The sequence below is a fragment of the Burkholderia torrens genome (assembly GCF_984668525.1).
The window spans coordinates 159,075-179,223 of sequence record NZ_OZ480213.1 but is presented as its reverse complement, the minus strand read 5'-3'; the positions used below and the strand labels follow the sequence as shown (position 1 = coordinate 179,223).

Genomic DNA, 20,149 nt, shown 5'->3' with positions numbered 1-20,149 from the left:
CGACGCACCCGAACGTACATCAACCGAAGGTAACGTGGAGACAAGCGATGGCCACCTTCAGTTATTGGGATACAGCCACCATCATCGGCATGGTTGTCGCCTACATCGTGATTACCAGCCTGATCAGCATTCGTTTGCGCAGTCGCAATTCCGAACAGTTCATGGTGGCCGGGCGATCGATGCCGGCGCTGGTGGTCGCCATCCTGCTGATGTCCGAATTCATCGGCGCCAAATCGACGGTCGGGACCTCGCAGGAAGCCTTTTCGGCCGGCATCGCGGCATCGTGGTCGGTCCTTGCGGCCGCCATCGGCTTTCTGCTGTTCGGCTTGTTCATGGCCAAGCGTCTGTATGCGTCCGGCGAGTTCACGATCTCCGGCTTCATCGCGCAGCGGTATGGTGGCGGCGCGAAGCTCGCCGTCTCGGCGATCATGATCTACGCGCTGTTCGTCGTGAACGTCGGCAACTACGTGAGCGGTGCGGCGGCGATCTCCACGGTCATGCGCATCAACCTGCCGACGGCCGCCGTCATCACCGCGATCGTCAGCACCGTCTACTTCGTCTGGGGCGGACTCAAGAGCGTCGCATACCTAACGGTCGTCCACAGCGCGGTGAAACTGCTCGGCATCGCGATCCTGGTGGGCGTTGCGTGGAAGCTGTCGGGCGGCATCGCGCCGATGGCGCAGCACATGCCCGCGCACTACTTCACGTGGAGCGGTGCGCTGTCGGGCGGCACGATCGGCGCCTGGATCATCGGCACGGCCGGCGCGATCTTCTCGACGCAGTTCATCATCCAGGCCATCTCGGCCACCCGCAGCCCCGAGGGCGCACGCGCGTCGTCGCTGATCGCCGCGTTCCTGTGCGTGCCGATCGGCCTCGCGCTCGGCTTTATCGGCGTGGCGGCCAAGTACCTGTACCCCGGCGTCAAGAGCCTGTACGCGCTGCCAGTGTTCCTGCAGCACATGAACCCGATCCTGGCCGGCATCGTTACGACATCGCTCGTGGCATCGATCTTCGTGAGCGTCTGCACCGTGGCGCTGGCCATCGCGTCGCTGATCGTCAAGGACTTCTACGTACCTCGCTTTCATCCGACGCCCGACGTCGAGCTGAGGATGACGCGCTGGATCTCGCTGGTCGTCGGCTTCCTGCCGCTGATCTTCGTGCTGTTCGTCCCGCAGATCCTTGCTCTGTCTTTTTTCAGCCGCGCGCTTCGCCTGTCCGTCTCGATCGTCGCGCTGATCGGCATCTACCTGCCGTTCTTCAGCGGCAAGCGCGGCGCCGTGTCGGCCCTCGTCGCCGCGACGATCGCCACGACGCTCTGGTACCTGCTGGGCAATCCTTTCGGCATCGACAACATGTACATCGCACTCGTGACGCCCGCCATCGCGCTGGTCATCGGCAAGCTGCTGTTTCATGGCGAGGAAGCGAACCTGCGCGACAAGCGCCTCACGCATCGCGAATCGCACTAACCTCGCAACCTCAGGGATATTTCATGAGCATGCACCTCGTTGAAGCGGCGAGCGCCGCGTCGGACCATTGCGTTCGCACGGCGTATGCCGACGCGGAACGGCAAGAAGCGTTTCTGCCTACCGACTGCGTGCAGAACCACGCGGCCAACCTCCACCCCCTCGCGAACGGGGACCTGCTGTGCGTCTGGTTCGGCGGCACCCAGGAAGGCATTCCCGACGTGTCCATCTACATGTCGCGCCTCCCGACTGGGACGAGCGAGTGGTCGCGGCCCCGGAAACTGTCGGACGACCCGACCCGCTCGGAACAGAATCCCGTGCTGTTCACCGCACCGGACGGCCGCCTGTGGCTGATCTACACCGCACAACTGTCGGGCCACCAGAACACCGCCATCGTTCGCCGCCGCGTGTCGACGGACGGCGGCGTCACGTGGGGCCCGGTCGAAACGCTGTTCGACCGCCCGGGCACGTTCGTGCGCCAGCCGATCGTAGCGCTCGACAACGGCACATGGATCTGCCCGATCTTCCTGTGCCGCACGGAGCCCGGCGAGCGCTGGGTCGGCAACAATGACGTCAGCGCGGTCATGGTGTCCGATGACGAAGGGGCGTCGTGGACGCTTCACGAAGTGCCGGACAGCGTCGGGTGCGTGCACATGAACGTTCACGTGCTGCACGACGGCTCGCTGCTGGCGCTCTACCGCAGCCGCTGGGCCGACTTCATCTATGCGAGCCGCTCGACGGACGGCCGCACATGGAGCGTGCCCGAGCCGACCGACGTCCCGAACAACAACTCTTCGATTCAATTCACCGTGCTGCAGAACGGTCACCTCGCGCTCGTGTTCAACGAGAGCGACGCGTCGCACGGCAACGCACGTCGGGCGTCACTGTACGACGATATCGAAGACTCCGAGGACGGCGGCGAGCTGCGCGACCAGAAGGCGTCCGCGCGCGGCGCCGCCTTCTGGGGCGCGCCGCGTGCTCCGATGTCGCTGGCCATCTCCGACGATGGAGGCAGGACATGGCGGCGCCGCCGCAACCTGGAAATCGGTGACGGGTACTGCATGACCAACAATTCGGCAGATCGGCGCAACCGGGAATATTCGTATCCATCGATCGTGCAGTCGCACGACGGCGCATTGCACGTCGCGTTCACCTGGTTCCGCCAGAAGATCAAGTACGTGCGGGTCGAAGAAGCGTGGGTTCGCGGTCGATGATGCCCGCCTCGGCAACTGGTCGGTCACTGCGGCAATTGGATAAACTTGTCGGTCGCGAGGCGCGGACCAGCGCGCCCATTCGATCAGACCAGGAATTCACGCACATGAAAGTGACCAGGCGCCGGGAGGCGATGCTGCAAGCCGTGCTCGGTGGCATGACGGACGTAGCGACGTTGTGCGAGCACTTCGGGATGTCGGAAGCGACGGTGCGCCGGGACCTGCGGGCGCTGGCGAGCGACCGCCGCATTCTTCGCACGTACGGCGGTGCCGCTGCGGTGGGCGGCCACGAGCCGGAGGCGTCGCTCGAGGAACGGCGCATCAGCTCGCAGGAGCAGAAGGAAGCGATCGCGCACGCGGCGAGCGCGTTCGTCGAAGACGGCGACACCGTGTTCCTCGACGGCGGCACCACGACGGCGGCGCTCGCGCGCCTGCTTGCCGGCAGGACAGATGTACACGTGGTCACCAACAACCTGCTCGTCGTGAGTCCGCTCGCATCGTCGGGCGTGCCAGTGACGGTGATTGGCGGCGACGTGCGGTCGTCCAGCATGAGCACGCTCGGGCCGCTCGCGCAGATCGCGCTGAGCCGGCTGAGCGTCGACAAGGCCTTCTTCGGCGCCGACGGCGTGGTCGCCGAACTGGGCTTGTGCGAGGCAAGCAGCGAGCAGTCGTATCTGAAGGAGTGCGTGATGCGGCAGGCCGCCGAGGTCTTCGTGCTCGTGACGGCGGACAAGCTCGGGCGCGCAAGCCAGCAACACTGGACGCCTCTCGAGCGCGACTGGACGCTCGTGACGGATGATGCAGCCGGGCAGGCGCAACTCGAACCGTTCCATTCACAGGCGCGGATTACCGTGCATGCCGTCAGCACGAAGTCGACGTCGCTACCCGGCGATTCGGCGCAGGTTCAAACGTAGCAGGAGCGATTGTGGGTCAAAGAGAGCAGTCGGGCCTGGCTTCACGCCATGCCGTGGTCACGGGCGCGTCGTCGGGAATCGGGCGCGCGATCGTCGATCGGCTGCTCGCCGACGGCTGGCGTGTCACGGGACTGTGCCGCTCGCCCGTTTCGACGACTCACGATGCATTGAACATCGAGCCGGTCGACGTCACCGACTTTGCGGCGCTCGGGCCCGTCTGCGACGAGCTCGGTGCGGTCGATGCGCTGGTGCATGCGGCCGGCTTCATGCGCACGGCGTCGCTCGGTCAGCTTTCGCACGAGGACGGCGCGGCCATGTGGCGCCTGCACGTCGAGTCCGCCGCCTTTCTTGCCGATCGCCTGGTGCCTCGAATGCCGGCCGGCGGACGCGTCGTGCTGCTCGGCAGCCGCACCGCCAACGGCGCGGCCACGCGCAGCCAGTATGCGGCGACCAAATCCGCGCTGGTGGGCCTCGCGCGATCGTGGGCGGCCGAACTCGCTCCGAAGGGCATCACCGTCAACGTCGTCGCGCCCGGTGCAACGGACACGCCGTTCCTGCGTGGTCCGGCGCGCGCGGCAACCCCCCCGAAGCTTCCACCGATCGGGCGATTCATCACGCCCGAGGAAGTCGCCGCGCTGACCGGCTTCTTGCTGAGCCCCGACGCAAGCGCAATTACCGGCCAACAGATCGTCATGTGCGGCGGTGCATCGCTTTAACTCGGCGCTGCCGGGCACCCACGCCACATCGCCGCCGCGCGAGACGCCGCTCCCCCGGCACACCGGCGATTCCGCACCCTCATCCGAGCCAGGACCTGATATTCGCTCGCATCGCGCCGGCCGAGATCCCGTAGCGGTCGTGCAACGTCGGCAACGCACCCGCGGCGAGATACGCATCCGGCAGCGCGATCTGGCGGAACGGTACGACGACACCGGCCTCGAGCAACGCCGTCGCGACCGCTTCGCCGAGCCCGCCGATCACCGTATGGTTCTCCGCAACGATTACCATGCGCCCCTTGCGTGCCGCCTCGCGAACGATGGTCGCCGTATCGAGCGGCTTGATCGTCGGCACGTGCAGCACCGCCACATCGACGCGATCGGCTTCGAGCGCCTTCGCAACCTCCAGCGAACGCATCGTCATGATCCCGGACGAGATCAGCAGCACATCGTTGCCGTCGCGCAGCAGCTTGGCCTTGCCGAGCTCGAACCGGTAGTCGTACTCGTCGAGCACGGCCGGCACGTTGCCGCGCAGCAGGCGCGCGTACACCGGCCCCTTATGCGCCGCAATCGCCGGCACCATCTGCTCGATGTCCAGCGCGTCGCACGGATCGATCACGGTCATGTTCGGCATCGCACGCATCAGCGCGAGATCCTCGGCGGCCTGATGGCTCGGTCCGTAGCCGGTCGTGAGCCCCGGCAATGCGCACACCAGCTTCACATCGAGGTTGTCCTCGGCGATCGCCTGATGGATGAAATCGTACGCGCGGCGCGTCGCGAATACCGCGTAGGTCGTGACGAACGGCTGCGCACCTTCGTGCGCGAATCCGGCAGCGGCCCCCATCAGCAGCTGCTCGGCCATCCCCATCTGGTAGTAACGCTCGGGAAATTCCTTCGCGAAGATGTGCAGGTCGGTGTACTTGCCAAGATCGGCGGTCATGCCGATCACATTGCCGTTCGTGCGCGCGAGTTTCACGAGCGCATGGCCGAACGGCGCGGCGCGAGTCGCCTGCCCGTCGGCTGCGATGGACGCGATCATCGCGGAAGTCTTCAGGCGCGGCTTGTTGTCGACGGTGCTCATGCGTGTCTCCCTGCTTCGAGTGCGTCGAGCGCGAGCTTCCACTCGTGCGCATCGACGCGAATGAAATGGCTCTTCTCGCGTGCTTCGAGGAACGGCACGCCGCACCCCATCTTCGTGTCGCAAACGATGATGCGCGGCTGCGGCGCGTCATGCAGGCGTGCGTTGTCGAACGCGCGCTTCACCGCGTCGATGTCGTTGCCGTCCACGCGTTGCACATACCAGCCGAACGCTTCCAGCTTGTCGACCAGCGGCTCGAACGCCATGACTTGCGTCGACGGACCGTCGGCCTGCTGGTTGTTCACGTCGACGATCGCGATCAGGTTGTCGAGCTTCCAGTGCGCGGCCGACATCAACCCTTCCCAGATCGCGCCTTCGTCGAGTTCGCCGTCCGAGAACAGCGTATAAACGAATGCATCCGAGCCATTGCGCTTGAGACCGAGACAACGACCGACCGCAATCGTCAGCCCCTGCCCGAGCGAGCCGCCGGACATCTCCATCCCGGGTGTATAACTCGCCATCCCGGACATGGGCAAACGACTGTCGTCACTGCCGTAGGTTTCGAGTTCGTCGGCCGGCAGGATGCCGGCTTCGAACAGCGCCGCGTACAGCGCGATCGCGTAGTGGCCGTTCGACAGCAGGAAGCGGTCGCGCCCTTCCCACTCGGGATCGTCGGGGCGATAGCGCATCGCGCCGAAGTATGCGACGGCCAGCACGTCGGCGATGTCGAGTGCCTGGCCGACATAGCCCTGGCCCTGCACTTCACCCATCAGCACGGCGTTTCTGCGGATGCGGTACGCGCGCTCGGCAAGCGTGACCGCTTCATGGACGGTTTCGGTATCCATCGATAACTCCAGTATCGGGTCGAAAGAAACGGGTATGGAAAACGAATCAGCGATTGACGGTTCGGGGCACGAAGAACACCAGCAGTGCGCCGACCGTGATCGCGACGGAGATGAAGAGCAGCCCCGCGGTGGACTTGCCGGTCAGGTCGTTCAGCCAGCCGACGATCGCCGGCGAGAAGAAGCCCGCCAGGTTCGCGAAGCAGTTGACCGCGGCGATTCCCGCTGCCGCCGACATTCCACCCAGCAGCGCCGTCGGCAGCGACCAGAACTGCGACGACGACGCGAGGATGCCGGCCGACGCAATGCTCAGGCACACGATCGACGCGCCGACGCTGCCGAGCACCGGCAACGTCGCGAAACCGGCCGCCGCGACCAGCATCGGCACCGCGAGATGGAAGCGGCGCTCGCGACGGCGATCGGCGCTCATGCCGATCAGCGGTAGTGCGACGATCGCGCACGCATACGGAATCGCAGTGAACAGCCCCACCCACAGCGGATCGGCGACACCGGCCTTGCGAATGATGGTCGGCAGCCAGAACGTAAGGCCGTACTGCCCGAGCACGACGCAGAAGTAGATCGCGGCCATCAGCCACAGGCGGCGGTCTGCGACGAACGTACGGATCGACAGGTGGGCGGTGGTGTGTTCGGCATCGGCCGACACGTTGCGCGCCAGCAAGGCTTTTTCGGCATCGGTCAGCCACTTCGCGCCGGAAATGCCGTCGTCGAGATACAGCAGGATCGCGACACCCAGCACGAGCGAAGGCAGCGCTTCGAGCAGGAACAGCCATTTCCAGCCGGCCAGCGACATCGCGCCGTGCAGCGAGTGCATGATCGCGCCGGACAGCGGGCCGCCGATGATCCCGGCGAGCGGAATCGCCATGAAGAACAGCGACAATGCCTTTGCGCGACGCGCCGCCGGGAACCAGTACGTGAGGTACAGGATCACGCCCGGCGCAAAACCCGCTTCGGCGACACCGAGCAGAAACCGCAGCACGTAGAACACGGTGGGCGACTTCACGAACACGAAGCTCGCGGAAATCACGGCCCACGTCAGCATGATGCGCGCGAGCCAGCGGCGCGCACCGACGCGATGCAGGATCAGGTTGCTTGGCACTTCGAACAGGAAGTAGCCTAGAAAGAAGATGCCCGCGCCCATCCCGTACACCGTCTCGCTGAAACGCAGGTCGCTCAGCATCTGCAGCTTCGCGAATCCAACGTTGACGCGGTCGAGATAGGCGCCGAGATAGCACAACATCAGGAACGGGATCAGCCGGCGCGCGACCTTCGCATAGGTCGCCGCTTCGAACGTCTGCGCATCGTCCCGTTGCAGCATCTCGGGCTGAACCGGCGATGCGGGATACTTTGCTCTCATGTTTGTCTCCTGCCACGGCCCCGGGTTGTCCCGGGTGCATGATGGGCGGCGCCGCACGCGTGGCGGCGCCGTTTTCAGTGGATCAGCATTCCGCCATTGACGTCGAGCGTGATGCCGGTCAGATAGCTCGACAGATCGCTCAGCAGGAACAGGCACGCATTGGCAACGTCGTCGGCATCGCCGAGGCGTCCGAGCGGAATGCCCTTGATGATGTCCTCGCGCGTCGCGGGCGTCAGCTTGTCGCCGGTGATGTCGGTCTGGATCAGGCCCGGCGTGATCGAATTGATGCGGATATGGTCGGCGCCGAATTCGCGCGCCATCGCCTTCGCGAGGCCGAGCACGCCCGCCTTCGCGGCGCTGTAGTGCGGGCCGCCGAAGATACCGCCGCCGCGCTGCGCGGATACCGACGACATGCAGACGATGCTGCCGCCGCGCTGCTCCTTCATCGCTGGCAGCACCGCCTGCGACATGTACAGCGTGCCGCGCAGGTTCACGTCGACGATCGCATCGAAGTCGCGCGCGGCAATGTCCAGTGTCCGCACGGGTTGCGTGATGCCGGCGTTGTTCACGAGGCCGTCGATGCGGCCGAAGCGCTCCAGCGTTGCCCGGGCTGCCGCCACGCACGCGTCGCGGTCGGTCACGTCGCAGGCCAGGCCGAGGTGGCCCGGGCCGAGATCTGCGGCGGCGGCCTCCGCGTCTTCCCGGCGCAGGTCGAGGATCGCAATGCGTGCGCCGTGGGCCGCCAGTGCGCGAGCCGTGGCCTTGCCGATTCCGCGCGGCGACGCGGCGCCGGTCACGATGATGGTCTTGTGGTCGAGCAACATCGTTCGTCTCCTGTATTGATGTGTGTGTACAGAGTGTCGGCTCGCCCGACACCCGCATCAACGCGGAAACGCTCAGCCATAGTTGAAAAAATTTCAGATGTCGCCGCGCGATCCGCCGCGGCGTGCTGCAACGCAATATCGCGCGCGCGGGATGCGCGACGTTCAGCTTGCCCCGCCCTGCGTGGCGACCTCGCGCTCGATCCACGCGAGGAAGCGCTTCACGCGCGGCAGTTCCGCGTTCTGCCGCGGGTAAACGAGGTGATGCGCGCTGACTTCCACCGCATGGGCGGCGTCGAACACCGGCACCAGCAGCCCTTCGCGGATCTTCACCGATGCAAGCAGCAGGCTTTCTAGCGCGATGCCGAGGCCGAGCGCGGCGGTTTCGAGCGACATGTACGAACGGTCGAACGAGAAGTCGAATGTCTTCTGCGCGGCAAGCGGCACGCCCGAGCGGCCAAACCACTGCTTCCACTGGACCAGCGGCGTTTCGGAATAGATCAGTCGATGCGCGAGCAGGTCTTCCGGCGCGTTCACCGGATGCCGTTCGAGATAGCGCGGCGACGCGAGCGGCGCGATGAACTCGCCGCGCACGGTGCGGACCTCGAAGTTGTCCCAGTTACCGTAGCCGTGCCGGACATCGATATCGTAGAAGCCGTTCGAGAACGACACGTTTTCGTAAGAGCATGCGAGGTTCAGCTGGATATCGCCGTTCGCCTCCTGAAACGACGACAGCCGCGGCAGCAGCCACATCAGCCCGAAGCTCGGACTCGAATGCACGCGCAGGATATCGACCTCGGTGCGACTCGACGCGCGCTCGGTCGCACGGCTCAGGTCGGCCAGCGAGCCGGTGACGTCGGCCAGATAGCGCTCGCCGGTCGGCGTGAGGACGAGGCCGCGCCCCGAGCGCTGAAACAGCGGCTGACCGATCTGCGATTCGAGATTGCTGAGCTGATGACTCACGGCGGACGCGGTCAGGCTGAGTTCTTCCGCCGCGCGGTTGACGCTTTTGGTCCGGGCAACGCTTTCAAACGCAATGATTGCCTTGAGCGGTGGGATACGCATGTTGGTATCTGGGGAATTGAGCGGAACGCCGGCAAAGCGAAATCGCGCTCGGACGATCGTCCAAGCAAAGCCGATCCCCTATGTTACGCGTCAATTCTGGCGCCCCCGAAAATCCTCGAACGCCTCCCCATTCCGACAACGTCAAATGACCACAAGCAAGTCGAGATCCTGGTTTTGTTTCCAAACACGCACGTGGCGTGCGTAACGACAGGCTATGACGCCGAGTTGCGCCCGGCGTCTGTCCTTCACGACGATGCCGGCACGCCGTCGACACCGCACGACACGCCGGTATCGTCATTACGCCGCGATCCGCCGACGGAAATGCTCGGTCCCCGCGACGATCTTGTCGAGCACGGCGTCGAGCGCCCAGAATCGTTCCCGCACGTCGTAGTCGATCGCGCGGCACTTGATCGACCCGAACGTGCCGATCCGCTGATGGTAAATCTTCGCGAGTGCCGGATAGCCGAGTGCCTCCGACACCGCCGACACGACCAGGAACGTCGACAATTCATCGGCCAGCGCCGGATTCGTGTCGCCTTGCGTGCGCAACCACCGGTAGAGATCCGGGTGGAAGTTGGTGAACACGCCATTGAAGCCGGCGGACCCGGCCTTCATCGCGTCCCACGCAATCGCGGCGTTCGCGTTCAGGATCTTCAGCGGCGATCCAGCGGCGAGCGCGACACGCCGCTTCACCGTGTCGAGATCGCAGCTCACGTCCTTCAACATCACGAACCGGCCCGTGTCGATACACGCGCGCAGTTCGTCATCCGAAAGAAGCCGCCGGTATGGGGCGGGACATTCGTACAGGCCGAGCGGGAGATCCGACGGCAGGCGCGCGAGCAGCCGGTGCAGATGGTCGAGCAATGCGGCAGTACCCTTGCGCTGCGGATCGAGGCGGTTGGTCACGAGCACGACGCCCTGCGCGCCCGATTCGGCCGCCGCGCACAGCTCGGCGGCCTGCGCATCGAGATCGTCGCTGACGTGCCCGGAGGCGACGACGGGCACGCGTCCGGCCACCCGATCGACCACGAAGCGCGCGAGTTCCGCGCGTTCGGCAAGACTCAGGAACTGCATCTCGCTCGATTGCGCGACCGCGAACAACGCATCCGAGCCATGCGCCAGATACCATTCGATGAGCCGCTCGAGCCCGGCGTAGTCGATCGCACCGGCGTCGTCGAACGGCGTCAGCATCACCGGCACGATCCCCTCGATGGTCACGTTCGATTGCTGCGGGTGTTGCATCTGCTTCTCCTTGCTTCAATGAATACGGTGGGCGGACCGCGGGCTCATGCCGGCAACGGTCCGGGCGCGGCGTTCGCGGCCTGCTCGGGAATCGGCTTGCGCACCAGCAGCAGATACGCCATCGCACCGGCGAACGCGATCGCCGCGGCCGTCAGCAGCGCCGGCACGAACGACCACTTCTGCGCAATGATGCCTGTCAGGATCGGCGCAAGCGCGCCGCCGATGAAGCCGCCGAAATTCTGGATCGCGCCGAGCGATGCGACACGGCTCGGCGGCGCGGCCGCCGTCGCGAGCGCCCACGAGCAGGCCGACGCCGCGTTCGCGAGAAAGATCACGACCGAAATGCAGGCGAGCGCAACCGCGTTGCTCTGCACCAGCGCGGCCGGAATCGTGAAGGCGACCATTCCGAGCATCGCGACCACCACCGCGTTACGGCGGCTCACGACCGGCGAACGGCTGCGGCGCGTGACCACGTCCGACAGCCAGCCGGCGACCAGCGAACCGACGAACCCGCACAGGAACGGCACCGACGCGGCGAATCCGGTACGGATGAGGCTCATGTGCCGCTCCATCGTCAGGTAGCCCGGCAGCCAGGTCAGGTAGACCCAGTTCAGGTACACGGAGCCGAAGAAGCCGATCAGCATCCCCCAGGTCGTGCCGTGCGAGAACAGGCTGCGCCACTCGGCGAACGTCAGTTTCGGTACCGCGGCGATGCTTTGCGCGTCGGCATCGAGATAGCTGCGCTCGGCGGTGGACAGTTGCGCGCGCACCGGATCTCGATACAGCGCGAACCAGACGACGGCGACGACGAGGCCGAGCGCCCCCGTCGCGACGAATGCCCAGCGCCAGTCGAACGACGCAACGAGAATCGACAGCAGCAACGGCGCGAGCGCGGTGCCGAGCGGCGATGCCGCGTTGAAAATGCCGGTCGGCACGCCGCGCGCGCGCAGCGGAAACCAGTTGCTGACCACGCGCGCGGCCGACGGGAACTGCGGCGCCTCGCCGATGCCGAGCACGATGCGCGCGACGATGAACCAGCCGAAGGTCGACACGATGCCGCCAGCCGCCTGCGCGATCGACCAGACGATCAGCCCGATGCCGAGCAGCCGGCGCGGGCCGATGCGGTCGACGAGGCCGCCGACCGGGAACTGGCACAGCGCATAGCTCCACGAGAACGCGGACAGCAACAGCCCCATCTGCCCGAGCGACAGGCCGAGATCGCCGCGGATCGCCGAACTCGCGACGGCCAGCGTGCCGCGATCGAGGTAGTTGACGATCCCGCTCGCCATCAACAGCGCGAGCGCGATGCGTTGTCCGCGCCGGATGCGTGGCGGCGCGGGCGGAACAGGTTGGTTTTCGTTCATGTCGGTTGTCTCCATTTCACGGGTATCGGCCAATTCCGGCCATTCCGTCGTGTGCGGAATTCAGTTATCCATACGGTTGACTTCGTCACGCGTCGGGATCGAGGTCTGTGCGCCGTAGCGCGTGACACTGATTGCGGCCGCACGCTGGCCGAAGCCGATCGCGTCGTCCATCGACGCACCGCCTGCGCGGGCGGCCGCGAACCCGCCGACGAACGTGTCGCCGGCAGCTGTCGTATCGACAGCCACCACCGTCATCGCCCGATGACGGCCGTTCCCCGCGCCGCCGCGCCAGCAGACGCCGCGCGCACCGAGCGTGACCAGCACGTTGGCGACGCCCTTCGCGCACAGCGCGTCGGCGGCGCGCACGGCCGACGCGTCGTCGCCGACGGCGATGCCTGTCAGCGACTCGGCTTCGGTCTCGTTGACGACGAGGTAGTCGACCCGTGCCAGCAATGCATCGGACAGCGGCTGCGCGGGTGCCGGATTGAGCAGCACCGGTGTGCGGCGCTCGCTGGCACAAGCGATCGCGCACGCGACGGTGGCAACCGGCACTTCGAGCTGGCACACGAGCAGCGCCGCCCCCGCGATCGCTTCGCGCGCCGCGTCGATCCGGTCGGCATCGAGGCACGCATTCGCACCGGGCACGACGACGATGCTGTTCGCGCCGCCGTCGTCGACCGTGATCGTCGCGACGCCCGTCGCCGTGCCGCCGATCCGGCTCAGATGCGTCACGTCGATGCGCTCGGCCGCCAGCGCGCCGTACAGGCGTTCACCGAACGCGTCGTCGCCGACGCAGCCGATCATCGCGACCGATGCGCCCAGGCGCGCGGCCGCGACCGCCTGGTTCGCCCCCTTGCCGCCGTGAACGGTCTGGAATGCCGTGCCGAGCAGCGTTTCGCCCGGCACCGGCAGGCGCGGCGCGCGCGTGACGAGGTCGATGTTGACGCTGCCAACGACAGCGATACGAGGTGCAGTGGTGCCGCTCATGTTCGAATGTAACCGCTTACATTTGAGACCGACAAAATGGCCGGAAAGGCCGTCGTCTCGGAAAATTTCGCGATGCGAGTGAAATCCATGTCTGACATAATACGAAGCAGCAGGAAGATAGCGCTTACATTCTCACAGGATCGAATGAGGATGCAAGCGGGACCACCATGAATCGAGGGTAAACAATGACGCGACTGGCAACGCTCGGCGCAGGCAGGCCCACCCTGCCGGGAGACAGCCGATGAGCACGCCCCCGTCCCGCGCTGGCGCGACGCGGGCGCGCCGCGGCAGCGGCCGCTCGGTGCTCGGCGATGTCGCGAAACTGGCCGGCGTGTCGACCGCGACCGTCTCGCGCGTGTACAACGACCCCGGCAAGGTGTCGGCCGACGTACAGCAGCGCGTGCGCGACGCGGCGCGCACCTTGAACTGGATTCCGAATGCGGCCGGCCGCGCGCTCGCGTCGACGCGCACGCACATCACCGGCGCGATCATTCCGACGCTCGACGACCAGGTGTTCGCGTCGCAAGTCGCGGGCATGCAGGCGGTCATGGCCGAGCACGGCATCACGCTGTTCCTGGGCTGCTCGAACTACGATCCCGCGCAGGCGCTGGCGCAGGTGCGCGCGATGCTGTCACGCGGCGTGGAAGCCGTGTCGCTGGTCGGTGAAGCGTATTCGCCGGAACTGTTCGAACTCCTGGCGATGCACCGCGTGCCGTACGTCGTCACCTATGCGTATCGCGACGACAGCCCGCACTGCTGCATCGGCTTCGACAACCGCGCGGCGTTCGCGCGGCTCACCACGCACTTGCTCGACCTTGGCCACCGCGACTTCGCGATCATCATGCAGCCGTCGGCGGACAACGATCGTGTCCAGGCTCGCCTGCGCGGCATTCACGACACGCTGGCCGCGCACGGGCTCGCGGTGCGCCCCGTGCACCAGCACGAAGGTGCGGCCACGATCGCGTTCGGGCGCGCGAGCCTGCGTGCCATCGCGGAGAGCGATGCGGCGACGCGGCCGACGGCCGTCATCTGCGGCAACGACGCGCTCGCGCTCGGGGCATTGCTCGAAGCGCAGGCGCTCGGCATCGACGTGCCCGCTCAATTGTCGATCACCGGGTTCGACGACATCGCGCTCGCGCGCGAGATCCAGCCGCCGCTGACGACGATGTGGGTTGACACCGACGCGATCGGGCGCCAGGCCGCGCACGCGTTGCTCGACGCGCTCGAGAACGGCGCCACGGGGCCCGGGAGTGCCGTCCTGCCCGAGTTGCGCATGCGGGAATCGGCCGCGCCGCCGGCGCAGACGAAGGCGCGCGTGGCGCGCAGGAAATGAACATGCGCCGTGCGGCGCCGGCTTACTGCATCACGTCGACCGGCAGCGTCTTGTCGAGATTGTCGCGCCACGCGTTGATCGTCTTCGGCACGGTTTTCTTCCACGCCGGCACGTTCGAGTAATAGCGCATCCGGACGTTGTTCTTCGCATCGAACACGAGCAGCCCGATCCACAGATCGGACCCGCGGCGCATCACGATCGCCGCGTTCGTCGTCGCGATGCCGCGCACCCAATATGACGTCACGTGGGCGTTGAGCCCGTCGATGTCCTTCTGGTCCGCGCTGTAGTTGACCATGTCGACGAGCGTCTGATAGTCGGCGCCGAGCAGCTTGTGCGCGGTCGCGTTCTGCGCCGCGTCGGTCACGACCTTGAGGCTCAGCAGATCGGCCTGCGGCTTGGCCTGAAACTGCGACGCAGTCACATAGTCGCCCGCATAGACGACACCCGCGCCTGCGCCGCAATCGAAATCCGCGCCCTGCTGCGTGACGCGGATGCGGCCGCCCTTGCGGTCGAAATCGAGCCGACAATTGTCCTTGCGGTAGGTACCGCTGTCGCCGTGCAGCACGATGTCGCCGTCGAGGCCGCCATCATTCGCGCCGTTGTTGCCGCCCAGTTCGAAATGCAGGCGCGGTGCCGTGCCGGTGAACGTCAGCACGCCGCCGAACGACGGATTGTCACTGTCGCGATACCACGTCTGCTGCCAGCGGTCGGCGGCGAGCGGCGTGCCGTTCAGGCTCGCGAGCCGTTCGCGGTAGCGGTCGCCGAGGCACGGCGCGTCGCTGCCGCACTGGTCGCGCTGCTTCAGCCACTTCAATTGCGCGGCCTTCAGCGCGGCCGCATCGCCGCCCTTCGCGAGCGCCTTCTTCCACGCGGCCGACAGGTCGCCGTCGAGCTTCGACAGTGCGGTATCCGTACAGATCGTCTTCTCGGTCGGTGAAGCGGCCTTCGTGCAGTCGAAGCCGGCCGCATGCGCGGCAACCGGCAGCAGCGTCAGCAGCGCGGCCGCCGCGAGGCGTGGCAGATGCGTGTGCCGCGCGTCAGATGCGGAAATCGCGGCATGTTCGCGCGTATTCGATCGGTTCTGGATGGTCATTGGCTTGATCGTCGCTGGGTCGCGCGCCTGTAGAAGCTACCTGCACGCGACATTCGAGGTAAAAACGCCCGGCCCGGCATGCGACGCATGCCGCCGCCCGCGGGAGCGTAACCCGAATGCGCGACGCCGAGCAATCGACGTTCGATGTTGCCGCAACCATGTCGGCGAACATGCCGCAGCGCAATGCACGATGCCGTCACGCAACGCGGCTTTCGCCGCGCGATGGGTGATCCCGATGAACACGATCACGCGATCGCCGTCCCGTTCGGTCGACCGTTCGTCTTCCATCGACGAGAACCGGACGCGCCGCGACCCGCAACACGCGCGCGGCAATTTCACTTTCTGCATCGGCAGCGCACACGATGCCTTTCGCGCGCAGGACGAGACGAGCCGGCAATGACGTCAGCCGTCGAACGGCACCAGCTCGTAGCTCGTGCTCCGGCCGCCGGACGACGAACGGCGCAGCATGCCATGCCCGACGAGCTCCGTGATGTCGCGCAGCGCGGTGTCCGGCGAGCACTTCGCGAGGGCCGCCCATTTGGTCGTCGTCAGTTTCCCTTCGAAGCCGTCGAGCAGCCGGTTCATTACCTTGACCTGGCGTGCGTTCATCGCGAAGCCCGCACAGCGCTGCCAGAAGCGTGCCTTGACCAGCACCGCGTCGAGCGTCGTGTGAGCGTGATCGATGGCCCTGCCGAGCGTATCCAGAAACCACGCGAGCCATTCCGTGACGTCGAGCGAACCGCGCTGCGTGCGCTCCAGCACGTCGTAGTACGCGTTTCGCTCGCGCTGGATCTGCGCCGACAGGCTGTAGAAGCGCTGCGGACTCCGGTCGGCACGCGCCAGCACCAGATCGCCGAGCGCACGCGCGATCCGGCCGTTGCCGTCGTCGAACGGGTGGAGCGTGACGAACCACAGGTGGGCCAGGCCGGCCCGGATCAGCAACGGCTCCGCCGGTTCGGCATTGAGCCATGCGAGAAAGCGCGCGACCTCGTGCGTCAGTCGTGCGGCCGGCGGCGCCTCGAAATGCACGCGCTGCCGGCCGATCGGCCCGGACACCACCTGCATCGGCCCGCTCGCGTCCGTACGCCATCCGCCGACCGTGATACGCATCAATCCCGAATAGCCGGTCGGGAACAGCGCCGCATGCCACCCGAAGAGGCGCGCTTCGGTGACCGGCGCCGCCGCGTGGCTCGTCGCGTCCAGCACCATGTCGACGACGCCCTCGACGTGGCGATCGACCGGCGCCAGCGCGCCGATGTCGACGCCGAGCCGGCGCGCGATCGACGAGCGGACCGACGCGACGTTCAGCGTTTCGCCCTCGATCGCGCTGGTCTTGACGACGTCCTCCGTCAGCGCGGCCAGGCTGGCCTCGTCGCGCAGCGCCAGGCCGATATCCGCCAGCCGCCCGGCCAGCATGCCTTGCGCACGGCTGACGTCGGCCAGCGGCGTGGCGAGTGCCGGCAAGTCGAAGCGCCACGCCGGCCAGTCGGCCGACTCCCAGATAAAAGTGTAATCTCCGCTCATGATGCGGAGATTATCCCACCGATTCGCCGCATGGCTCAATATTCTCCGCAAAATATGCGGAGAATACTCACCCTATTCGCCGCATGCCGGCCCGCTACCGCGCCCGGCCCGCGCCGCGCTTCCCGGGCGGCGGCGCGTCGCCGAGCCGCTCGGCCAGAAACCCGATGAACGTGCGCAGCGTGACGAACCCTTCCCGATGCTGCGGAAACACCGCATTGAGCGTGATCGGCGGCGGCACATACGCGTCGAGCACCGGCACGAGCGCGCCGCTGTCGAGCGCCGCGCCGACGATGAAGTGCGGCAGCAGCGCGACACCGAGCCCCGCGATCGCCGCATCGCGCACCACTTCGCCGTTGTTCACGACGAGCGGCCCCTGCACGTCGAACGTGCGCAACGCGCCGTCGACGCGGAATTCCCAGCCGACGCGCCGCTCGCGCCCGTACAGCAGGCACGTGTGGCCGGCGAGATCGGCCGGCGCCTGCGGCGTGCCCTGCCGCTTCAGGTACGCGGGGCTCGCACACGCGATCATCCGCCATGCGCCGAGCGGGCGCGCGATCAACGTCGAATCCTCGAGCGTGCCGATCCGCAGCACGAGGTCGAAACCCTCGCCGATCAGGTCGACGCGCCGGTCGGTCAGGTCGAGGTTCAGCCGCACGGCCGGATGCGCGGACAGGAATTCGGCGATCAGCGGCGACACGTGCGTGATCCCGAACGACAGCGGCGCGCTGATCTTCAGCGAGCCGTGCAGCTCGGTGCTGCGCACCGACATCGCCTGCTCGGCGTCGGCGATCTCGGCAAGGATGCGCTGCGCGCGCGCATAAAACTCCTGCCCCGATTCGGTCACCGCGAGATTGCGCGTATTGCGGTGCAGGAGCCGCACGCCGAGCGACGCCTCCAGCGCCATCGTGCGCCGGCTGACGAACTGCTTGGACAGCATCAGCTGGTCGGCCGCCGCCGTGAAGCTGCCCGCATCGACGGTCGCGACGAAGATCCTCAGGTCGTTGAGTTCCATATTGTCCACTCCATAGCGACAGTCATTATCTCTACAGCCATTTATTTGTCAAATCGATTGACCTAAGATGCCTCTCAACGAACCGCCGGGCCCACTTCCGAGGACCGGCGACTTGAAGGAAAAAAATCATGATCGAAATCCGTGCAGCAAACCAACGTGGCCGTGCGGAGCATGGCTGGCTCAGCTCCCGTCATACGTTTTCGTTCGCGAATTACTACGATCCGAAGCAAGTCGGCTTCTCCGACCTGCTCGTGATCAACGACGACCGCGTCGCGCCGGGCCGCGGCTTCGGCACGCACCCGCACCGCGACATGGAAATCCTGTCGTACGTGCTCGACGGCGCGCTGGAACACAAGGACTCGATGGGCACCGGCTCGGTGATCGTGCCGGGCGACGTGCAGTTGATGAGCGCGGGCACGGGCGTGCGCCATAGCGAGTTCAACCACTCGCAGGACACGCCGGTCCACTTCCTGCAGATCTGGGTCGGGCCGGCCGAAAAGGGTGCCGAGCCGCGTTATCAGCAGACGAATGTCGCAGCCGACGACAAGCGCGGCAAGCTCGCCCTCGTCGTGTCGCCGAACGGCGACGCCGGTTCGCTGAAGATCCGGCAGGACACCCGGATTTACGCGGGCCTGTTCGACGGCGATGAAAGCACTACGCTGGAACTTGACCCGAGCCGCTTTGCTTACGTGCACGTGGCACGCGGCAGCGTGACGGTCAACGGCGTGACGCTCGGCGAAGGCGACGGCGCGCGCATCCGCGGCGAACAGGCGCTGACGATCGCCGACGGCAAGGATGCCGAAGTGCTGGTGTTCGACCTGCGTCCGGTCGAAGTGACGGCCGAGTGGGCATGACGCCCGTTCGGGAAACCGGGCCCCGCTGAACGCGGGGCCCTTTTAATCGGAGATTCGCAACATGGCCAAGGTTCTGGTTCTTTACTACTCGTCCTACGGGCACGTCGAAACGATGGCGCAGCACATCGCGGAAGGCGCGAAATCGGTGCCCGGCGTCGAGGTCACGCTCAAGCGCGTGCCGGAAACGATTCCCGTCGACCAGGCCCGCGCGATCGGCGTGAAGGTCGACCAGGCCGCGCCGGTCGCCACGGTGGACGAACTCGCCGACTACGATGCGATCATCTTCGGCACGCCGACCCGCTTCGGCAACATGGCCGGCCAGATGCGCACGTTCCTCGACCAGACCGGCGGCCTGTGGATGAAGGGCGCGCTCGTCGGCAAGATCGGCAGCGTGTTCGCGTCGACCGGCACGCAGCACGGCGGCCAGGAAACGACGATCACGTCGTTCCACACGACACTGCTGCACCACGGGATGGTGATCGTGGGTGTGCCGTACGCCTGCAGCGGGCTCGTCAACATGAGCGAAATCACCGGCGGCACGCCGTACGGCGCGACGACGCTGGCGGGCGCGGACGGCAGCCGCCAGCCGAGCGCGAACGAGCTCGACATTGCACGCTACCAGGGCAAGCACGTCGCGGAAATCGCGAGCAAGCTCGCGTCGTAACGCGGCGGCCTCGCGCCCCGCGGTCCCGCAGTTGCGGCCATGAAAAACGGCGCCGATTGAACCGGCGCCGTTCGTCCTGTACACGGCTGGCGGCCGTTACTGGCCCGACGCCGGTGCGGCCGGCGCCGCCTTCGTCGCGGGCGCCGTTTGCACGGCGTTCTGCGGATAGTTGCTCTGGTCGCCGGTCAACCGGTAGCCGCTGCCGGTGCCGATCGCCTTCAGGTCCGACGCGTGCCGCGCGCGGGCCGCCTTGCGCGCCGCCTTCTTCTGCGCCTTGTCGAGCTGCTTCTGCGCCGGCGCGGACGCCGGGTCCTGCGCGTATGCCGCCGGCACGGCGGTCAACAACAGACCGAACGACGCCGTTACCGCTACTGCCACCGAAACCACGCGAGACTGCTTCATGGCCGAATCTCCTTGTCGGTTGTTGATTGTTGATTGTGGGTCGGACACCTGCGCGCACGCGACGGCTTGCGACAACGGCGCCGATGCAACGTTAGCCGATCAATACACAAATGTCCGTGTGCGTTCCTGAATTCTCCTGATAACGGCCACGATACGTGCGCGCCGTGTGCGCCGTCCTTTCGGCAAATCGTC

Annotated in this window: 20 protein-coding genes; 8 read left to right on the top strand and 12 right to left on the bottom strand. The window is 66.5% G+C overall.

Translation table 11 applies throughout. The annotated features are described in order from the left end of the window. Positions 1 to 47: 47 nt before the first annotated feature. The 4 genes from AC5LXX_RS31260 to AC5LXX_RS31245 all read left to right on the top strand — a co-directional run bounded on the left by AC5LXX_RS31260 (position 48) and on the right by AC5LXX_RS31245 (position 4,304). On the top strand, positions 48 to 1,466 hold the full coding sequence (locus AC5LXX_RS31260; protein ID WP_493413994.1) for a sodium:solute symporter family protein: 1,419 nt from the start codon (positions 48 to 50) through the stop codon (positions 1,464 to 1,466). A gap of 23 nt (positions 1,467 to 1,489) precedes the next feature. Next, positions 1,490 to 2,677 (top strand): sialidase family protein, encoded by a 1,188-nt coding sequence (locus tag AC5LXX_RS31255; protein WP_493413993.1) that lies wholly within the window; start codon positions 1,490 to 1,492, stop codon positions 2,675 to 2,677. 104 nt (positions 2,678 to 2,781) lie between these two features. Further along, a complete protein-coding gene (locus tag AC5LXX_RS31250; protein ID WP_493413992.1) occupies positions 2,782 to 3,588 on the top strand; it encodes a DeoR/GlpR family DNA-binding transcription regulator in 807 nt (268 codons plus the stop codon). Between the two features lie 11 nt (positions 3,589 to 3,599). Next, on the top strand, positions 3,600 to 4,304 hold the full coding sequence (locus AC5LXX_RS31245) for an SDR family NAD(P)-dependent oxidoreductase (protein ID WP_493413991.1): 705 nt from the start codon (positions 3,600 to 3,602) through the stop codon (positions 4,302 to 4,304). Between the two features lie 79 nt (positions 4,305 to 4,383). Here AC5LXX_RS31245 and AC5LXX_RS31240 read toward each other — a convergent pair whose 3' ends face one another. The 8 genes from AC5LXX_RS31240 to rbsK form a co-directional block, all read right to left on the bottom strand. After that, a complete protein-coding gene (locus tag AC5LXX_RS31240; protein ID WP_493413990.1) occupies positions 4,384 to 5,382 on the bottom strand; it encodes a transketolase family protein in 999 nt (332 codons plus the stop codon). Beyond that, the gene (locus AC5LXX_RS31235) at positions 5,379 to 6,224 is read right to left on the bottom strand and encodes a transketolase (protein WP_493413989.1); all 846 of its coding nucleotides are present in this window, start codon (positions 6,222 to 6,224) and stop codon (positions 5,379 to 5,381) included. Before AC5LXX_RS31235 ends, AC5LXX_RS31240 begins: the two co-directional genes overlap by 4 nt. Before the next feature lie 46 nt (positions 6,225 to 6,270). After that, a complete protein-coding gene (locus AC5LXX_RS31230; RefSeq protein ID WP_493413988.1) occupies positions 6,271 to 7,596 on the bottom strand; it encodes an MFS transporter in 1,326 nt (441 codons plus the stop codon). Between the two features lie 74 nt (positions 7,597 to 7,670). Continuing rightward, positions 7,671 to 8,420: an SDR family NAD(P)-dependent oxidoreductase gene (locus AC5LXX_RS31225; RefSeq protein ID WP_493413987.1), complete on the bottom strand. Its 750-nt coding sequence runs from the start codon at positions 8,418 to 8,420 to the stop codon at positions 7,671 to 7,673. Between the two features lie 162 nt (positions 8,421 to 8,582). Then, positions 8,583 to 9,482 carry a LysR substrate-binding domain-containing protein gene (locus AC5LXX_RS31220; protein WP_493413986.1) on the bottom strand — a complete coding sequence of 300 codons (900 nt, stop codon included), beginning with the start codon at positions 9,480 to 9,482 and terminating at the stop codon, positions 8,583 to 8,585. A gap of 297 nt (positions 9,483 to 9,779) precedes the next feature. Beyond that, positions 9,780 to 10,724, bottom strand: a complete 945-nt coding sequence (locus AC5LXX_RS31215; RefSeq protein WP_493413985.1) for a dihydrodipicolinate synthase family protein — start codon at positions 10,722 to 10,724, stop codon at positions 9,780 to 9,782. A 44-nt stretch (positions 10,725 to 10,768) separates the two neighbouring features. Continuing rightward, positions 10,769 to 12,088, bottom strand: coding sequence for an MFS transporter (locus AC5LXX_RS31210; protein WP_493413984.1), 1,320 nt, complete (start codon positions 12,086 to 12,088; stop codon positions 10,769 to 10,771). Positions 12,089 to 12,148: 60 nt separating this feature from the next. After that, entirely contained in the window at positions 12,149 to 13,075 is a 927-nt protein-coding gene (rbsK, locus tag AC5LXX_RS31205) for a ribokinase (RefSeq protein ID WP_493413983.1), read from the bottom strand. A gap of 241 nt (positions 13,076 to 13,316) precedes the next feature. On the opposite strand from rbsK, the gene AC5LXX_RS31200 reads away from it, so the two are divergent. Further along, positions 13,317 to 14,408 carry a LacI family DNA-binding transcriptional regulator gene (locus AC5LXX_RS31200; RefSeq protein WP_493413982.1) on the top strand — a complete coding sequence of 364 codons (1,092 nt, stop codon included), beginning with the start codon at positions 13,317 to 13,319 and terminating at the stop codon, positions 14,406 to 14,408. A 22-nt stretch (positions 14,409 to 14,430) separates the two neighbouring features. Here AC5LXX_RS31200 and AC5LXX_RS31195 read toward each other — a convergent pair whose 3' ends face one another. Continuing rightward, a complete protein-coding gene (locus tag AC5LXX_RS31195; RefSeq protein ID WP_493413981.1) occupies positions 14,431 to 15,501 on the bottom strand; it encodes a lysozyme inhibitor LprI family protein in 1,071 nt (356 codons plus the stop codon). Here AC5LXX_RS31195 and AC5LXX_RS31190 point away from each other — a divergent pair. After that, positions 15,494 to 15,901, top strand: a complete 408-nt coding sequence (locus AC5LXX_RS31190; RefSeq protein WP_493413980.1) for a hypothetical protein — start codon at positions 15,494 to 15,496, stop codon at positions 15,899 to 15,901. The two genes, AC5LXX_RS31195 and AC5LXX_RS31190, sit on opposite strands and share 8 nt — an antisense overlap. A 2-nt stretch (positions 15,902 to 15,903) precedes the next feature. Here AC5LXX_RS31190 and AC5LXX_RS31185 read toward each other — a convergent pair whose 3' ends face one another. After that, a complete protein-coding gene (locus tag AC5LXX_RS31185; protein ID WP_493413979.1) occupies positions 15,904 to 17,025 on the bottom strand; it encodes a Fic family protein in 1,122 nt (373 codons plus the stop codon). Positions 17,026 to 17,119: 94 nt separating this feature from the next. Next, positions 17,120 to 18,037 carry a LysR family transcriptional regulator gene (locus AC5LXX_RS31180; RefSeq protein ID WP_493413978.1) on the bottom strand — a complete coding sequence of 306 codons (918 nt, stop codon included), beginning with the start codon at positions 18,035 to 18,037 and terminating at the stop codon, positions 17,120 to 17,122. A gap of 128 nt (positions 18,038 to 18,165) precedes the next feature. Here AC5LXX_RS31180 and AC5LXX_RS31175 point away from each other — a divergent pair, with 128 nt between their 5' ends. Together AC5LXX_RS31175 and wrbA are read left to right on the top strand one after the other, a co-directional pair. Then, entirely contained in the window at positions 18,166 to 18,891 is a 726-nt protein-coding gene (locus AC5LXX_RS31175; protein WP_493413977.1) for a pirin family protein, read from the top strand. A 61-nt stretch (positions 18,892 to 18,952) separates the two neighbouring features. Next, positions 18,953 to 19,555, top strand: coding sequence for an NAD(P)H:quinone oxidoreductase (gene wrbA / locus AC5LXX_RS31170; protein ID WP_124448795.1), 603 nt, complete (start codon positions 18,953 to 18,955; stop codon positions 19,553 to 19,555). A gap of 96 nt (positions 19,556 to 19,651) precedes the next feature. Here the strand turns inward: wrbA and AC5LXX_RS31165 are convergent, their stop codons facing one another. Further along, positions 19,652 to 19,957: a hypothetical protein gene (locus AC5LXX_RS31165; RefSeq protein ID WP_493413976.1), complete on the bottom strand. Its 306-nt coding sequence runs from the start codon at positions 19,955 to 19,957 to the stop codon at positions 19,652 to 19,654. Positions 19,958 to 20,149: the final 192 nt, after the last annotated feature.

Bases quoted from the DNA above. Each gene is read 5' to 3' on its own strand.
- AC5LXX_RS31215 (WP_493413985.1), bottom strand. From the start codon at position 10,724: ATGCAACACCCGCAGCAATCGAACGTGACCATCGAGGGGATCGTGCCG.
- AC5LXX_RS31165 (WP_493413976.1), bottom strand. From the start codon at position 19,957: ATGAAGCAGTCTCGCGTGGTTTCGGTGGCAGTAGCGGTAACGGCGTCG.
- AC5LXX_RS31220 (WP_493413986.1), bottom strand. From the start codon at position 9,482: ATGCGTATCCCACCGCTCAAGGCAATCATTGCGTTTGAAAGCGTTGCC.
- wrbA (WP_124448795.1), top strand. From the start codon at position 18,953: ATGGCCAAGGTTCTGGTTCTTTACTACTCGTCCTACGGGCACGTCGAA.
- AC5LXX_RS31175 (WP_493413977.1), top strand. From the start codon at position 18,166: ATGATCGAAATCCGTGCAGCAAACCAACGTGGCCGTGCGGAGCATGGC.
- AC5LXX_RS31250 (WP_493413992.1), top strand. From the start codon at position 2,782: ATGAAAGTGACCAGGCGCCGGGAGGCGATGCTGCAAGCCGTGCTCGGT.
- AC5LXX_RS31185 (WP_493413979.1), bottom strand. From the start codon at position 17,025: ATGAGCGGAGATTACACTTTTATCTGGGAGTCGGCCGACTGGCCGGCG.
- AC5LXX_RS31260 (WP_493413994.1), top strand. From the start codon at position 48: ATGGCCACCTTCAGTTATTGGGATACAGCCACCATCATCGGCATGGTT.
- rbsK (WP_493413983.1), bottom strand. From the start codon at position 13,075: ATGAGCGGCACCACTGCACCTCGTATCGCTGTCGTTGGCAGCGTCAAC.
- AC5LXX_RS31180 (WP_493413978.1), bottom strand. From the start codon at position 18,037: ATGGAACTCAACGACCTGAGGATCTTCGTCGCGACCGTCGATGCGGGC.
- AC5LXX_RS31255 (WP_493413993.1), top strand. From the start codon at position 1,490: ATGAGCATGCACCTCGTTGAAGCGGCGAGCGCCGCGTCGGACCATTGC.
- AC5LXX_RS31235 (WP_493413989.1), bottom strand. From the start codon at position 6,224: ATGGATACCGAAACCGTCCATGAAGCGGTCACGCTTGCCGAGCGCGCG.
- AC5LXX_RS31190 (WP_493413980.1), top strand. From the start codon at position 15,494: ATGGTCATTGGCTTGATCGTCGCTGGGTCGCGCGCCTGTAGAAGCTAC.
- AC5LXX_RS31195 (WP_493413981.1), bottom strand. From the start codon at position 15,501: ATGACCATCCAGAACCGATCGAATACGCGCGAACATGCCGCGATTTCC.
- AC5LXX_RS31225 (WP_493413987.1), bottom strand. From the start codon at position 8,420: ATGTTGCTCGACCACAAGACCATCATCGTGACCGGCGCCGCGTCGCCG.
- AC5LXX_RS31210 (WP_493413984.1), bottom strand. From the start codon at position 12,088: ATGAACGAAAACCAACCTGTTCCGCCCGCGCCGCCACGCATCCGGCGC.
- AC5LXX_RS31200 (WP_493413982.1), top strand. From the start codon at position 13,317: ATGAGCACGCCCCCGTCCCGCGCTGGCGCGACGCGGGCGCGCCGCGGC.
- AC5LXX_RS31230 (WP_493413988.1), bottom strand. From the start codon at position 7,596: ATGAGAGCAAAGTATCCCGCATCGCCGGTTCAGCCCGAGATGCTGCAA.
- AC5LXX_RS31240 (WP_493413990.1), bottom strand. From the start codon at position 5,382: ATGAGCACCGTCGACAACAAGCCGCGCCTGAAGACTTCCGCGATGATC.